The organism is Edaphobacillus lindanitolerans, assembly GCF_900156305.1.
GTDB lineage: Bacteria > Bacillota > Bacilli > Bacillales_A > Planococcaceae > Bhargavaea > Bhargavaea lindanitolerans.
Map to the genome: position 1 here is coordinate 582,400 of NZ_FTPL01000002.1, position 14,978 is coordinate 597,377.

A 14,978-nucleotide genomic window follows, 5' to 3' on the forward strand; every position below is an offset into this window, starting at 1 on the left:
GCCCTGCCAAAAAAGCGATGGACCCGAATCACGGGCCATCGCTTTTTTCTATACAAAAAACCGTGCGGGCCATTTTGCCCGCACGGTCTTTTTCAATCAGTCTTCCATTGTGGACAGGTCGCCCGTCGGAAGATCGAGTTCCCAAGCCTTCAGGACACGGCGCATGATCTTCCCGCTCCGTGTTTTCGGCAGCTTGTCCTTGAATTCGATTTCCCTCGGCGCGGCATGCGCAGCCAGGCCCTTCTTGACGAACTGGCGGATGTCTTCCTTCAGTTCATCGGTCGGCTCATATCCTTCGTGGAGGGCGACGAACGCCTTGATGATCTCTCCGCGGACCGGATCCGGCTTGCCGATGACGCCCGCTTCGACGATGGCCGGGTGTTCGAGAAGCTTGCTCTCGACCTCGAACGGCCCGACGCGTTCTCCGGACGTCATGATGACATCGTCCACCCGTCCCTGGAACCAGAAGTATCCGTCTTCGTCCATGTAGGCCGAGTCTCCGGACACGTACCAGTCGCCGATGAAATAGGAGTCATACTTTTCCAGGTTGTTCCAGATCTTGCGCATCATCGCCGGCCAGCCTTTGCGGAGGGCGAGGTTGCCCATCGAGTTCGGCGGCAGGACGTTCCCGCGGTCGTCGACGATCGCGGCCTCGATGCCCGGTACGGCTTTGCCCATCGACCCGGGCTTGATCGGCATGCTGCCGTAGTTGCAGATCATGTGGCCCCCGGTTTCGGTCATCCACCACGTGTCGTGGATGCGGCGGTCAAACACTTCCAGCCCCCACTTCACGACTTCCGGGTTGAGCGGTTCGCCGACGGACAGGACGTGGCGTAGCGTGGACAGGTCATACTCGTTGATGAGCGCGTTCCCTGCTCCCATGAGCATCCGGAAGGCGGTCGGCGCACTGTACCAGACCGTGACCCCGTAATCCTCGATCGCCTGGTACCAGTCCTCTGTCCGGAAGCGGCCGCCCAGGATGAGCGACGTCGCTCCGTTGAGCATCGGTCCGAAGATCCCGTATGCCGTGCCCGTCACCCAGCCCGGGTCTGCCGTGCACCAGTAGATGTCCTCTTCCTTCAGGTCGAGCACCCACCGTGCGGTCTGGAGCTGCTGCACCATCGCATACTGGACGTGCATGACCCCTTTCGGACGGCCCGTTGATCCGGACGTGTAGTGCAGCACGCTGCCGTCTTCCTTGTCCAGCCAGACGGTTTCGAAGTGATGCGATGCCTCTTTCATCCGTTTGTTGAAATCAACGATTTTGTCGGTCTCCTCGACATTCTCCCCGACGACAAAGATTTTCTCCAGCTTTGGAAGGCGGTCTGCAGGGACACGGTCGAGCAGTTCCGGCGTCGTGATGATCGCCTTCGCCTCGGAGTCGTCAAGACGGTCGTAGACTGCTCCTTCCATGAACGCCTCGAACAGGGGCCCGACGATCGTGCCGAGCTTCAGCCCTCCAAGCAGAGCAAAATAAAGTTCCGGGGAGCGCGGCATGAAGATGAACAGGCGGTCGCCTTTTTCAAGCGTTGAATTCGCTTTCAAAACATTGGCGGCCTTGTTCGTCATCCGCTTCATCTGATCGTACGTATAAGCTTCACTGCGATTGGCGTCTCGATAATAGAGAGCAACTTTGTTCTTCCGGTACGAATCGGCGTGGCGGTCCACTGCCTCGTGGGCGATGTTCACCTTGCCCGTGGTGTACCAGTCGAACTCCCTCTCTGCATCTTCCCATTTGAAATCCTTGGCGGTCTTCTCGTAGTCCGCGAGGTTAAAGTCCCCTTCTCTAACCGGAATGATGTTTTTCTCCATCGTTGCCATGTGATCACCCTTTCGCTATACGAATACTCTTCTATTCTACACGAAAACGAATTATATGTGGCAATTTTTTAACTTTTGATACTTATGGAACCGGCCTGACGACGGCGCTTTTGCTTTTGGCGGACGCTCCGCTGCCCCGGCCGGTCAACCTGGAAATGAAGGCTGCTCCTCCTTCCGGTCACAAAAATGAGAATTTTCCACACCCTTGATAGAGCGCTTTCATGTATAATCGGAGATAGCCACAATGATGAGGCGGTGACATTTTTGGAACATGCGAAAACTTACCACTCGGCGGAATTGGCCCACCCGTCGGGAGATCTGGTCATCGAAGGGCCTGTAACGCCGGAGACGCTGGAGTCTCTGCATTTCCATGAAGATCTTATTGCGTTCCGCCAGCCCGAGCAGCAGCATAAAGCCATTGTCGGAATTGCCCGGCTCGAGGAAGGGCGGATCCTCATCGCCCGCCATGAGGACACGATCGTCGGGTACGTCACGTACCTTTATCCGGATCCGCTTGAGCGATGGTCGGAGGGCAAGATGGACAATCTCATCGAACTCGGCGCGATCGAAGTGATTCCGGCATTCCGCAGCGGCGGGGTCGGAAAGCGGCTCCTGCAAGTTTCAATGATGGACGACCAGATGGAAGATTATATTGTCATTACGACCGAGTACTACTGGCATTGGGATCTGAAAGGGACCAAGCTGAATGTTTGGGAATATCGGAAGGTCATGGAGAAGATGATGAATGCCGGCGGCCTGGAGTATTATGCGACCGACGATCCGGAGATCAGCTCCCACCCCGCCAACTGCCTGATGGCCAGGATCGGCAGCCGGGTGGACCAGGAATCCGTCCGGCAGTTCGACCAGCTCCGGTTCATGAACCGGTTCATGTATTGACCAGAACCCCGAAGGAGTGATCCAGATGATCCTCGAAGAGATCATGTCTGCGGAAGTGTATACATTGGCGCCGGAGGATTCCATACGGGACGCGCTCCGGCTTATGGAAGAGAAAAAGATCCGTCACCTGCCGGTCTTGTCCGGCGACGGCTCGCTGGCCGGCGTCGTGACCGACCGGGACATTAAGGAAGCCGTTCCTTCCACTCTGATCGGCAAGCAGGAATCCGATCTGTATGAGACACCACTCTCCGATATCATGACACGGAATCCGATGGTCGGACATCCGCTGGACTTCGTGGAGGACGCGGCCGTGCTCTTTTATGAGACCCAGATCGGCTGCCTCCCCGTCGTATCGTCCGGCAAGCTCGTCGGCATCGTCACGGAGACGGACCTGCTCTATACATACATCGAGCTGACCGGCGCCAGCCAGCCCGGCTCGCAGATGGAAGTCCGGGTGCCCGATGAACCCGGCGTGCTGTTCGGTGTCACCAAAGTGTTCCTCGGGCACAATGCAAATGTTCTGAGCGTCCTCGTCTATCCCGATAAAAACAGCAGTGATCACAAGGTGCTCGTCATCCGCGTGAAGACGATGAACCCGCTACCGATCATCGAAGATCTGCGCAAGGAAGGATATGAAGTGCTATGGCCGAACGTACCCGGGATCAACCGATGAACAAGGCCTCGTTCGTCTTCTCGGACGGACAGCTGGGCTATAAGTTCTCCGATACCCACCCGTTCAATCAAAAACGGCTGGTCCTGACGGCAGATCTGCTCAAAAGCATCGGGGCGCTGCCCGATTCGGCCATCGTCCGGCCCAGAATGGCCACGGATGAAGAACTTGCACTGATCCATGATGAACGGTATATCGAGATCGTAAAAAAAGCCGGTCGCGGAGAGGTGACTGCGGATATCGCCGAGAATTATGGAATCGGCACCGAAGACACCCCGATCTTCCCCGATATGCACGAAGCGAGCGCCATGCTCGTCGGCGGGACGCTCACGGCGGTCGATGAAGTGATGGAAGGCCGTGCCCGGCACGCCCTGAACCTCGGCGGGGGCCTTCACCACGGCTTCCGCGGAAAGGCTTCCGGCTTTTGCGTATACAACGACAGTTCGGTCGCCATCCGCTATATGCAGAAGAAATACGGCGCCCGGGTCCTGTACATCGACACGGATGCCCATCACGGCGACGGGGTGCAGTGGAGCTTCTATGACGATCCGGACGTGTGCACGGTCTCCATCCATGAGACCGGCCGGTATCTGTTCCCCGGGACCGGTGCCATCACGGAGAGAGGCAGCGGAAAAGGATATGGGTTCTCATTCAACTTTCCGATCGATGCGTTCACCGAAGACGAATCGTTCCTCGAGATCTACAGGACCGGCGTCCGGGAGATCGCCGAATACTTCAAGCCGGATGTCATCCTCACCCAGAACGGTGCGGATGCCCACTTTTTCGATCCGCTCACGCATTTATACAGCACGATGAATACATACCGGGAGATCCCGAAGCTGGCGCTGGAACTGGCCGAAGAGTTCTGCGACGGCCGCTGGATCGCCGTCGGCGGCGGAGGCTACGACATCTGGCGTGTCGTGCCCCGGGCATGGTCGCTCATCTGGCTCACGATGAGCGGACAGCCGCTGCCGGCCGGCCCTCTTCCGGAAGAATGGCTGGATAAATACGGACCAGAATCACCGGTTCCGCTCATGCCGGACTGGGAAGATCCCGATCCGCTCTATGAGCCGATTCCGAGAAAAGCGGAGATTACGGAGAAGAACCGCCATATGATGGACAAGGCGCTCCACATCATCCGGAGTGAACAAAAGCACAGAGAATGAAGAAACGGTCCGACGGCAACTTTCACCGTCGGACCGCTTTTAATTTTCAGTTGCTTATTTTGCGGACTCCCGCTCTTCGATCCGGTGCGGCAGAATGACCGTCGGATCCTCAATCTCTTCATTGCTCATATATTTCGTCAGGAGACGCATCGAGACAGCCCCGATATCGTAAAGCGGAATGACGACCGATGTGAGCCGAGGCCGCACCATCCGCGCGAGCTTCGTGTTCTCGAACCCGATCACTTCCACGTCTTCCGGAATGGAAAGCCCCGCGTCGAGCGCACCGTGGATCACGCCGATCGCCAGTTCGTCGCTGCCCGCAAAGACACCGGTCGGGCGGCGGTCGATGGCATGCCAGGCTTCAAGCGCAGCGTCATAGGAATCGTCCAACTCAAAGACCAGACCCTCATCCAGTGCGATGCCCGCCTCCTCGAGCGCTTCCTTGTATCCTTCCAGGAGGAAGTCCCGGTTGATGACCGTATTGAACGGGCCGGATACGAATGCCACTTCCTTGTGCCCGTTGCCGATGAGTTTGGACACCGCTTCACGGGCCGCCCCTTTGTAATCGATGTTGACGGACGGGATGAGTCCTTCCGGGTCGACCGTGCCGGCCAGGACGACCGGGACGGAGGATCGGCTGATTTCTTCCCTGAGCGCCGGCGTCACGGCATCGCTCATGAGGACAATGCCGTCCACCTGCTTGCCGAGCATCGTCTCCAGCAGGCGGATCTCCTTGTCCTCCTTCTGGTCGGAGTTCGACAGGATGATGTTGTATTCATACATCGTGGCAATATCTTCGATCCCGCGGGCAAGCTCGGCGTAGAAGCCTTTGGAAATATCCGGGATGATGACCCCGACGGTTGTCGTCTTCTTGCTCGCCAGCCCTCTTGCCACGGCATTCGGCCGGTAACCCAGACGATCAATCGCCTCTTTCACTTTTTTCCGCGTGGCCGGTTTGACGTTCGGATTCCCGTTGACGACCCGTGAGACGGTCGCCATGGACACGTTTGCCTCCCTGGCCACATCGTAAATCGTTACTGTCATGTCGATGATCCCTCCGATGAAAACACTTCATTTATTTTCATTTTACGCTAAGTTTGCCCCAACTCAAAGCCCGAAAGCAGAAGTTTCCCGAATTCACCGGCATTCCCCCGTCTTCCCTTTCCAAATATCCTCTGCATTGGCACCGATTTAGATGCGATGAGCGAAGGGCATTCCTCGCCGTGCCGGAGCGTCACACCCCGCCTCCCCCGGAACACAAAAAAGCCGGAACACGGAGGTTTCGGCTCACCCGCCCATCCTCAGACCAGGATGGCGTGGGACTTCATGAATTTCTGCAGCTCGGTGTAGAACTCATCGAACTGCTCAAGGTTCATCTGCTGCTGCGCATCCGAGAGGGCCACTGCCGGATCCGGGTGCACTTCGGCCATGACACCGTCCGCACCGACCGCAATCGCTGCCTTCGCTGTCGGAAGGAGAAGATCCCGGCGGCCCGTGGAGTGCGTCACGTCGACGAAGACCGGCAGATGCGTTTCCTGCTTGAGGATCGGAACAGCCGAGATGTCGAGCGTGTTCCGCGTCGCCCGCTCATACGTCCGGATCCCCCGCTCGCACAGGACGATCTGGTCATTCCCCTGGGCGATGATGTACTCCGCCGCATTGATGAATTCATCGATGGTTGCGGCGAGGCCCCGCTTGAGGAGGACCGGCTTGCGGACCGATCCGGCTGCTTTCAGCAATTCGAAGTTCTGCATATTGCGCGCACCGATCTGGATGACATCCACGTAGTCAAGCGCTTCCTCGAGATGACCCGGGGTGACAATTTCAGACACGACAGCCAGGCCGTTTTCCTTGGCCGCCCGGCTGAGGATCTTCAGACCTTCGAGACCGAGGCCCTGGAAGTCATAAGGAGACGTACGCGGCTTGTAGGCCCCGCCGCGGATGAGTTTCTGACCTTTCGCGGCAATCGCCTGTGCCACCGTGGACACCTGTTCATATGATTCAACGGCACACGGACCGAAAATGAACGTCGGGACGTCCTTGCCGATTTTTTCGCCGTTCACTTCGATGACCGTGTCTTCTTTTTTCTTCTTCCTTGAGACGAGCAACGCCTTGCGGTGATCCTCTTCCTGCTGCTCGAGTGCGGTTTTGAAAATTTCCTTGAAGATATGTTCAACGGTCGACTGAGGCACAGGACCGTCGTTGTACTCCTTCAGGAGATTCAGCATATGCCGTTCACGGAGAGGGTCATATCGGTTGACACCCTGCTTTTCCTTTACTTTGCCGATTTCCTGGACCACTTCTGCCCGCTCGTTGATGAGACGAAGAATTTCCAGGTTCAGTTCATCCACCTTGCCACGAAGGCTTTCCAAATCATTCAGGCTCATTCCCGTATCCCCTCTCTGTTGAGTGTTCGCTATATCCGGCTGCCGCAGCCGCCGAGGTATAATGAACCTATTATAGTGGAGTATGTCTCATTTTGTCACGTTATATTTGCTGAAAACTTCAAAATTATTATTGTAAGCGCTGTCATTCCGACTGCATGGAAATTACTGCTTGTTTTCCGGGTCTGCTGCCCAAAGCCGTTCCGTTTATCATAACAAAAAAAGAGGCTTGGCCGGTTCGATGCCGGCCAAGCCTCTTGCCCATGGGCTGGTCACTGAATGCAGCCCCGGTTCATATCAAGTATTTTTGTTGTCTTTCTTGTCATTTTCGATTTTGGAGATGTGGTTCATCCCCATTACTTTGTTGTCGCCCTTGTTCTCCGAGTTGTCATAGGAATACTCGGTGTTGCCGGAGTGCTGATCCTTCAAGTCGGAGTCGGAGCCGCTTTTGGACTTGCCGGAGCCGGAACCGCTGCCCGACTTGCCGGAAGAGGAATTTTTGGCCATGTCTTTTGCCTGCTTCTGCTTTTCGTCAACCGCGTCCTTCATCGCTTCGGCGGTGGAATTGACTTTGTCCTGGCCGGTGCTGATCGCTTCATGGACTTTGTCCGCCACCGTATCGATAAACTCGATCGGCTCCTCCCCTTCGGAAGAAACGGTTCCGTCATCCATCGGAGCGCTCTGGCCTTTCTTCATGGATTTGACTTTGTCGACCATTTGGCCGGCCTGATCCTGGATGGACTTGCCGAGTCCGCTCGTTTTTTCCTGGACCGTCTTCGTCATGTCGGCCGTCTTGTCCTTCGCCACGGAAGAAAGCTCGATTCCCTTCTCTTTCAGGTTTACGGCCTGTGTGGATACATCTCCACGCAGCTCCTTGCCGGATTTCGGTGCGAGCAGGAGCGCGGCAGCCGCCCCGATGAGCCCTCCGATGATCGCGCCTGTCAGGAATCCGCCGCCGCCGTCTTCGTCCCGGTCGCGTTCGTTGCGGTAGAACGAATCGGAATAGTTGTCCCGGTAGCTGTAGTCATAGTTGTTCGGGCTGTACATGTCGTACGTCCCGCTGTGCTGCTCATCATAATGGCTCTTGTTTGCATAATAATCCTTGCCGTACTCAGGGTCGTTGTAGTTGGGTTTGACATTGCGGTCTTCGTTCATTTCGGTTTCCTCCTTTTAGTTAATGCGTTTGTTTAAGGGAAGCTTATTCAAACGGTTCGTTTGTTGCCGGGTCCGATTACTGGGCGCCGGGTCCCGGAAGCCTTTTTTGGCCGGGAACCGTATATTCCGTCCACCCGTCCTGGCCGGTCCCTTTGCGTTCTTTCCACTTGTCGCGTATGCCGAGAACGACGTTGCTCCACTGGACCACTTGCGCGATTTTATCTTCATTGCGTTCAACTTCCGCCGCCACGGACGATGTAATCCTGCGGACTGAAGAGTTCAGGTTGCCTACCGATTCTCCGACACCCTGCACGGCCTGTACGACCGTATTGAGCTGTTCGCTCTTCTGCTGGATGTCTGCTGCGAGCAGGTTCGTTTTATGCAGGAGGTCGGTCGACTCCTTTGTCAGGCCCTGCAGCTGCCCTTCCAGTCCGTCCACCGTCTCCGCCACGCTGTTCAGCGTCTTTTTGAGTGACCCGAGGGTCATGGCAAGTGCGATGCATAAGATCAGGAAAGCAACGGCTGCCACAATCGCCGCGATGTACAACAAATTCTCCATGCCTTTTCCTCCTATCGTGTGTTGCGCGTATCATACTAACGTTGTACCCCTGCGAATGCAGGAATAAACGCTCCGTACAACCTATTCGACAGCCGGGCGCCAGACTCCTTCCCAAAAGAAAAAAGACAGCCCGGCAAAGGCTGCTCAGGCTGTCTTTCCTTCCTTCAGAAGTTCCGTGAAGGCTCTTTCGTATTTTTGGACATCCCCTGCCCCCATGAACAGGAACACGGCTTCGTCATGCCCGAGCAGCTGTTCGACGTCGGCAACGGAAATGACCGTGCTGTTGTCAATTTTCGACGACAGGTCGTTGATCGTCAAATCACCGTTCTGTTCACGCGCGGATCCGAAGATATCGCACAGGTAGATGCTGTCCGCCTCCCCGAGGCTTTGCGCAAACTCATCCAGGAACTTGGCGGTTCTTGAGAAAGTGTGCGGCTGGAAAATCGCAACGATCTCCCTGCCCGGGTACTTCTGTCTTGCAGACTGGAGTGTTGCGCGGATCTCCGTCGGATGGTGTGCATAATCGTCCACGATCACCCGTTCACCGAGCTTCGTCTCGGTGAACCGGCGCTTGACGCCTCCGAACGTATCCAGTCTCGCCTGGACGATCTCTGCCGGGATGTTCTCATAGTGGCAGAGCGAAATGACCGACAGCGCGTTCAGGACGGCATGGTCCCCTGTCTGTGGAACATGAAACGTTTCATATGCCTCGTTGCGGACACGGACGTCGAAAGTCGTCCCTGATTCGGAGCGTTGCAGATTGTAGGCGACAAAATCATTTTCAGGCGAAAAGCCATAATAAATGACCGGAACATTTGCCTGGATGCGCTGGAGCTGATCGTCATCCCCGCAGGCGATGAGGCACTTCTTCACTTTCCAAGCCATTTCCTGGAATGCATCCACCACATCATTCAGATCCGTGAAGTAATCGGGATGATCGAAGTCGATATTCGTCATGATTGCATAATCCGGATCGTATGCCAGGAAGTGGCGCTTGTATTCGCATGCTTCCAGGACAAAGTACCGGCCGTCAGGATCACCCTTGCCGGTGCCGTCTCCGATCAGGTAAGTCGTCGGACCGTACCCGGCCAGCACATGGGAAAGCAGTCCCGTCGTCGACGTCTTGCCGTGGGATCCCGTGACTGCCACCGAAATGAACGAGTCCATATAGTTTCCGAGGAATTCATGATAGCGAATGACCTCGAGGCCGAGTTCCCTCGCCCGCACGAGCTCAGGGTGGTCATCCGGAAACGCATTCCCTGCAATTACCGTCAGCCCCTCGCGGATATTCTCCTCGCTGAACGGCAGGATGAGGATCCCCCGCTCTTTGAGCGGCTCTTCCGTGAAGAAATATTTCTCTACGTCCGAGCCCTGGACGGTCTGTCCGGTGTCATGGAGAATCTGGGCGAGCGAACTCATCCCTGATCCTTTGATGCCGGTAAAATGGAAAACTGTCATAAGTGAAACCTCCCGGGATTTGAAATATCCCTAACCGCGGCCGAAAAATGCCGCATTCCAATTATATCATCAAACTTTTGCAAGCCGAAAAGCGTGTTTCATTTATTTATTTCCAACTGTTCATATCGTATGCGCAGGGCCATCCTGCCGTTCTGGAGCCTCACCGGCGTCCGTCAGGTAGACATCCCTCGGCTTGCTCCCCTTTTGAGGAGAGACATAGCCCCGTTCTTCCAGCATGTCGATCAGCCGGGCGGCGCGGTTGTAGCCGATGCTGAACTTTCTCTGCAGCATCGATGTCGAGGCGCTGCCCGCCTGGATGATGAACGAGCACGCTTCTCCGAACAGCGGGTCTTCCGCTTCGTGGGCCTCCGTTTCGCGGAGAAGCTCTTCCTGCCTGAACAGGTAATCCGGCTCCCCGGAACGGCGGACGAAATCCGTCACCCGCTCAATCTCATCGTCCGTGACGAAAGTGCCCTGAAGGCGGACGGGTGCCGGCATCCCGTTTCCGAGGTAGAGCATGTCCCCTCTTCCGAGAAGGCGCTCGGCCCCCTGGACGTCGATGATGGTCCTTGAATCCACCTGGGAAGAGACCGAGAAAGCGATCCGGGCCGGAATGTTCGCCTTGATGAGGCCGGTGATGACATCGACGGACGGACGCTGCGTCGCAATGATGAGATGGATCCCGCAGGCGCGGGCTTTCTGTGCAATCCGGCAGATCGACTCCTCCACTTCGGCGGGCGCCGCCATCATCAGGTCAGCAAGCTCATCGATGACGATGAGGAGATACGGCAGCTTCCGGCCGAATTCCCGGTGCTCCTCCGCCTTCCTGTTGAAGCGGACGATGTCCCGCACGCCTGCATGGACAAACAGTTCATACCGCCGCTCCATCTCCTCGACCGCCCATTTCAGAGCTGCATTCGCCGCCTTCACATCCGTGATGACCGGGCTGACGAGATGCGGAATCCGGTTATATGGCGCAAGTTCCACCATTTTCGGGTCGATGAGGAGCATCCGGAGCTCATCCGGCGAGGCTTTGTACAGCAGGCTCGTCAGGATGGAGTTGATACAGACTGATTTCCCGGAGCCTGTCGCTCCGGCGATCAGTCCGTGCGGCATCTTCCGCAGATCGACGGTCGTCGGCCGTCCGGACAGGTCGAGGCCGAGCACCGCTTCAAGCGGAGAATCGGATTCCCGGAACACGTCTGCGCCGATCAATTCCGAAATCCGCACCGGCCGCGAGATCCTGTTTGGAATCTCGATCCCGATCGAGCTTTTGCCTGGGATCGGTGCCTGTATCCGGATGTCCCGGGCAGCGAGTGCCAGCTTCAGGTCATCCTGCAGATTGCGGATCTTGCTCACTTTCGTCCCGTGTCCGACCGTGAGCTCAAACTGGGTGACCGCCGGACCCTGGACGATGCCGATCACCTTCGCCTTCACGGAGAAGTAGGACAGCGCCTCTTCAAGCGTGGCGGCCTGCTGCTCCATCCACTCCGTATCCTCCCCTTTTTCTGCGGGAGGATTCAGGAAATCCAGTCCGGGCGTCATGTAATAGGGAAGGTCTTCTTCTGGTTCTTCTATTCCGTCCGTTGCCGGTTCTGTCCCTTCCGCCTGAACAGCAGTCGTTTCCCGAACAGAATCAGGAGCGGGTGCAGCCGTTTCGACAGCGGATGACGGTTCAGATACTGCCGGTTCCGGAACGTGTACCGGTTCAGCTGTCGCTGATTCCGGATGGAGTACAGGTTCAGATGACGTCGTCTCCCGAATGTACGCCGGTTCCGTTGCCGTTTCAGCAACGTGTTCCGGTTCAGATGCTGCCGGTTCATGAACTTGTGCAGGTTCAGCTGCCGCTGTTTCCACAGCGGGTGCCGGTTTTGATGCAACTGATTCCGCAATGTTTGAGCCGGACGGTTTCATTTTCGGTTCATTCACCCGGGAAGTTCTGATGCCGGAGACATCCGCCGCGGGTTCCGATGCCGGCAGTTCCATTTGCCGCTCCGGTCCGGCCGGGGCCGGGATGGACGTCGTTCGATTGTGGGCTGATCCAGTTCCCGGAGTCGCGGCCGGACGCCGCCGGATCCCTTTCAGGGCATCCAGCTTCTCAAGCCGTTCCCTGTCGGATTTCAGCATGACCACATTGAACGGCGTGCCGGAGCTTCTCCCCTTGCGGTCCGTTTCCGGCTTTTCTTCAGCCGAATCAGCCGGCACGATCACTTCGGAAGCAGGTGCCTGCTGCACCTCCGCCCCAGGCCCGGCAACCGTTCCAACGGGTTTCACAGCCTCAACCGATCCGACGGGCTCTGCCGGTGTCTCCGCTTGCTCCGTCGAATGGACCGCCTCCGGCATCTCCTCAGTCGGGCGCAACGGTTCCTGGACAGGTTTCGCTTCGTTGTCCGCTGTTTTCCCCTTCTCGTCCGCCGGTTCCGTTCCGATTGTCCGGACGGGTTCTGTTGCCCGGTCGGAAGGACGCGGACTGTTCACCGTCCGTTCCCGGTCATGCGGGGTTGCGGTGCGGGTTGCCTGGGTTTCCAGGGAACGGGGTTCCCGGACACGCACCTGGGACGTTTGCGTTCCGATTGTGTCCGTTTCGTTGATCGTCGTTTCTTCCCTCTCCCTCAGCCGCTCTGCTAGTCCGGTTTCCGGCGCTTTAGCCGCAGGGCTCGGGGCTTTCTCCCTCTTCTGCTCGGGGCGCCGGCCGAATCCATAGACCGGGGACGGCACTTCCGTCGGCTGGAAGCCGCGTGTGCGGGTCGGCGGCTTCGGCCGTTCATCCAACAATCTTCTTGGCTTCAGCGGCTCGGCCGGTCCGAAATGATCATCAGAGCGGTCGGCAGCCGGCTTCCGGATGGGCTGTCGAGGCGCCCATGCATCCGCCTCTTGCTGACGGGCCATGAAGGTTCCGGCCGGCATGCCGTTGCGGAATCTTCTCCTGTCGGTGTCCGTGACACCGAGCGGACCCGGCTTGTACTCGCTGATCCCTCCGGTTTGGCCGGAGTCGCTCCATTCTTCCTGGGCAGGAGGTGCAGGATTGTCCTGCCGCTCCTCAAGCACATCGGCTTCTTCATCCGAGATGAGCGGAAATCTGAACTTGCTTCTTCTTCCCGTAACAGGCTGTTCTTGATTCTCGTCTTCTATGTATCCAACGGTTTCAATCGTTTCAGGATTATCATCATTTTTTAGGAATAGTCGTTTGAACCAATTCAAAAACATCACTCTTTCCAAGTCGATCACTTTATTTTATCAGCCCGGCACAGAGGAATCAAACGGACACCGGTCACCGTCCGGCTGAACAGACCGGTTCGGCCGTTGCAGGACGTGCGGGCGCGGCCGTTTAAACACCAATATAAAAAACGGCAGGGGATCTGGTCGTCCCCCGCCGTTCGGTCGGCGGGGGCTCCAGGCATCCCTGCCGCCCGCGCATTCATGATTCATTTGTGCCGGCCGTCAGAACCGGAACGGCTCGCCCGGCGTCTGATCGCCCTCCAGGACGAGGATCCCTTTTTCCTTCGGAGCATCCGGAAGGTCCAGCTCACGGGCTGAGCAGATCATCCCGGAAGAAGGTACGCCTCGGAGTTCCGCATCCTTGATGACCATTCCGGACGGCATGACGGCCCCCGGCTTGGCCACGACCACGAATTGGCCCTCCGCCACATTCGGTGCCCCGCACACGATCTGAAGCGTTTCCCCGCCTGTGTCGACACGGCAGATGCTCAGCTTGTCCGCGTTCGGGTGCTTCTCTTTCGAAAGCACATGCCCGACAACAAACTTCGGTGAAATGTCGATTTCAAAATCGAACTGCGTCCCGTTTTGCCCAAACGCCTTCTTCAGTGCATCGATCAGCGCTTCATTGACCTCGATCTGTCCGTCTTGGTCCGGCTCCACGTACTCGGATGCACGGAACAGGTTGAAGCCGGAAGCTTCGCCGCTCTCCGCGTCTCGGATGACCGTGACATCTCCGTTCGTTTCGGTGCGGATCTCCGCTGGTGCTTCGGGAGTCAGCTGGACGAGCAGCACATCGCCGACGCCCGTCTTGTTATAAAATGCGTTCATTCCTTTTCTTCCTTTCTCACCGGCCGATTCTTCGCAAGGATGAAGATCGGCTCCAGTTCCCCGTTTTCATAGATGAATGAGAGGGAGGTGACCGGCACCGTCCCGACTGTGAAGTAGTGCATCGTCAGCTGGGCGAGCACGTCATAGCCCGTCTCGTTCCGGATGTCCCCGATGATGAGCACGTCCTGGTGGGGGACGGAAACGGTCATGTCCCCCTCGATCTTCTCTTCCATCTCTTTCAGGAACGGCTCATTCAGGATCCGGCTTGCGTCATAGCCGTCATTGTTGTTGACGAAATAAAAGACATTGCCGGCCACTTCGTCTTTTTTCGCACCGGTCGGCAGCTGCCGGACCCGGAACCGTGCAGATTCCTTCAGCTGCTGTTCCGTCATGCCGAGGTTTTCAAGCATCGTCTCATCGACGAGCCGATAGGTCTTGCCCAGGTCCAGGGCATAAAAGATTCTCGTCTCCGCGGTATGGTCGCACGTGACGAACGGATGCCCGTCTTTTGACTTCACCGGGAACGAAGTCGACCGGATCACCGGATAGATCCTGCCCGTGGCGTCAAAGCCTTCCGCCGCTTCCCGCTCCATGGCGGAGAATGTTTCATCGATCGTATAGACCGCTTCATCAATTGCCTTGTCCTTTTTCTGCTCATATTTGGCGAGCAGGGGCGGCAGGCTCAGTTCCATCCCTTTTCCCGTCGCTTTGTTGGTGAGGCGGAGGCGGTTGTTCTGCCGGTCGAAATCCCAATCGAAGCGTTCGGAGCCGAGACGCTCCTTAAGCACCTTCACGAGTTCGGATGCATTCATCGGTTCCTC

Annotated in this window: 12 protein-coding genes; 3 read left to right on the top strand and 9 right to left on the bottom strand. The window is 57.1% G+C overall.

Annotated features, from left to right (window positions below; translation table 11 throughout):
• Positions 1–96: 96 nt before the first annotated feature.
• Positions 97–1,821: an acetate--CoA ligase gene (gene acsA / locus B0B07_RS08945; protein WP_407643867.1), complete on the bottom strand. Its 1,725-nt coding sequence runs from the start codon at positions 1,819–1,821 to the stop codon at positions 97–99.
• 264 nt (positions 1,822–2,085) lie between these two features.
• On the opposite strand from acsA, the gene B0B07_RS08950 reads away from it, so the two are divergent.
• The 3 genes from B0B07_RS08950 to B0B07_RS08960 are packed head-to-tail and all read left to right on the top strand — an operon-like array spanning position 2,086 to position 4,554.
• Positions 2,086–2,718, top strand: coding sequence for a GNAT family N-acetyltransferase (locus B0B07_RS08950; RefSeq protein ID WP_076758218.1), 633 nt, complete (start codon positions 2,086–2,088; stop codon positions 2,716–2,718).
• Positions 2,719–2,743: 25 nt separating this feature from the next.
• Complete coding sequence (locus B0B07_RS08955; protein WP_076758221.1) at positions 2,744–3,391, top strand: acetoin utilization AcuB family protein; 648 nt, start codon at positions 2,744–2,746, stop codon at positions 3,389–3,391.
• Positions 3,388–4,554 carry an acetoin utilization protein AcuC gene (locus B0B07_RS08960; RefSeq protein ID WP_076758458.1) on the top strand — a complete coding sequence of 389 codons (1,167 nt, stop codon included), beginning with the start codon at positions 3,388–3,390 and terminating at the stop codon, positions 4,552–4,554. Before B0B07_RS08955 ends, B0B07_RS08960 begins: the two co-directional genes overlap by 4 nt.
• A 54-nt stretch (positions 4,555–4,608) precedes the next feature.
• Here B0B07_RS08960 and ccpA read toward each other — a convergent pair whose 3' ends face one another.
• The 8 genes from ccpA to B0B07_RS09000 form a co-directional block, all read right to left on the bottom strand.
• The gene (gene ccpA, locus B0B07_RS08965; RefSeq protein ID WP_076758223.1) at positions 4,609–5,598 is read right to left on the bottom strand and encodes a catabolite control protein A; all 990 of its coding nucleotides are present in this window, start codon (positions 5,596–5,598) and stop codon (positions 4,609–4,611) included.
• A gap of 257 nt (positions 5,599–5,855) precedes the next feature.
• Positions 5,856–6,941: a bifunctional 3-deoxy-7-phosphoheptulonate synthase/chorismate mutase gene (locus tag B0B07_RS08970; protein WP_076758225.1), complete on the bottom strand. Its 1,086-nt coding sequence runs from the start codon at positions 6,939–6,941 to the stop codon at positions 5,856–5,858.
• A gap of 294 nt (positions 6,942–7,235) precedes the next feature.
• Positions 7,236–8,093: a YtxH domain-containing protein gene (locus B0B07_RS08975; protein WP_076758226.1), complete on the bottom strand. Its 858-nt coding sequence runs from the start codon at positions 8,091–8,093 to the stop codon at positions 7,236–7,238.
• Between the two features lie 76 nt (positions 8,094–8,169).
• Positions 8,170–8,652, bottom strand: coding sequence for a DUF948 domain-containing protein (locus B0B07_RS08980; protein ID WP_076758228.1), 483 nt, complete (start codon positions 8,650–8,652; stop codon positions 8,170–8,172).
• A gap of 144 nt (positions 8,653–8,796) precedes the next feature.
• Positions 8,797–10,110 carry a UDP-N-acetylmuramate--L-alanine ligase gene (gene murC / locus B0B07_RS08985; RefSeq protein WP_076758230.1) on the bottom strand — a complete coding sequence of 438 codons (1,314 nt, stop codon included), beginning with the start codon at positions 10,108–10,110 and terminating at the stop codon, positions 8,797–8,799.
• 120 nt (positions 10,111–10,230) lie between these two features.
• Positions 10,231–13,311: a DNA translocase FtsK gene (locus B0B07_RS15425; protein ID WP_076758232.1), complete on the bottom strand. Its 3,081-nt coding sequence runs from the start codon at positions 13,309–13,311 to the stop codon at positions 10,231–10,233.
• 240 nt (positions 13,312–13,551) lie between these two features.
• The gene (ytpR, locus tag B0B07_RS08995; RefSeq protein ID WP_076758234.1) at positions 13,552–14,157 is read right to left on the bottom strand and encodes a YtpR family tRNA-binding protein; all 606 of its coding nucleotides are present in this window, start codon (positions 14,155–14,157) and stop codon (positions 13,552–13,554) included.
• Positions 14,154–14,969: a DUF1444 domain-containing protein gene (locus tag B0B07_RS09000; RefSeq protein ID WP_076758236.1), complete on the bottom strand. Its 816-nt coding sequence runs from the start codon at positions 14,967–14,969 to the stop codon at positions 14,154–14,156. Before B0B07_RS09000 ends, ytpR begins: the two co-directional genes overlap by 4 nt.
• Positions 14,970–14,978 lie beyond the last annotated feature (9 nt).

Bases quoted from the DNA above. Each gene is read 5' to 3' on its own strand.
- murC (WP_076758230.1), bottom strand. From the start codon at position 10,110: ATGACAGTTTTCCATTTTACCGGCATCAAAGGATCAGGGATGAGTTCG.
- ytpR (WP_076758234.1), bottom strand. From the start codon at position 14,157: ATGAACGCATTTTATAACAAGACGGGCGTCGGCGATGTGCTGCTCGTC.
- B0B07_RS08960 (WP_076758458.1), top strand. From the start codon at position 3,388: ATGAACAAGGCCTCGTTCGTCTTCTCGGACGGACAGCTGGGCTATAAG.
- B0B07_RS09000 (WP_076758236.1), bottom strand. From the start codon at position 14,969: ATGAATGCATCCGAACTCGTGAAGGTGCTTAAGGAGCGTCTCGGCTCC.
- ccpA (WP_076758223.1), bottom strand. From the start codon at position 5,598: ATGACAGTAACGATTTACGATGTGGCCAGGGAGGCAAACGTGTCCATG.
- B0B07_RS08980 (WP_076758228.1), bottom strand. From the start codon at position 8,652: ATGGAGAATTTGTTGTACATCGCGGCGATTGTGGCAGCCGTTGCTTTC.
- B0B07_RS08970 (WP_076758225.1), bottom strand. From the start codon at position 6,941: ATGAGCCTGAATGATTTGGAAAGCCTTCGTGGCAAGGTGGATGAACTG.
- B0B07_RS08955 (WP_076758221.1), top strand. From the start codon at position 2,744: ATGATCCTCGAAGAGATCATGTCTGCGGAAGTGTATACATTGGCGCCG.
- B0B07_RS08975 (WP_076758226.1), bottom strand. From the start codon at position 8,093: ATGAACGAAGACCGCAATGTCAAACCCAACTACAACGACCCTGAGTAC.
- acsA (WP_407643867.1), bottom strand. From the start codon at position 1,821: ATGGCAACGATGGAGAAAAACATCATTCCGGTTAGAGAAGGGGACTTT.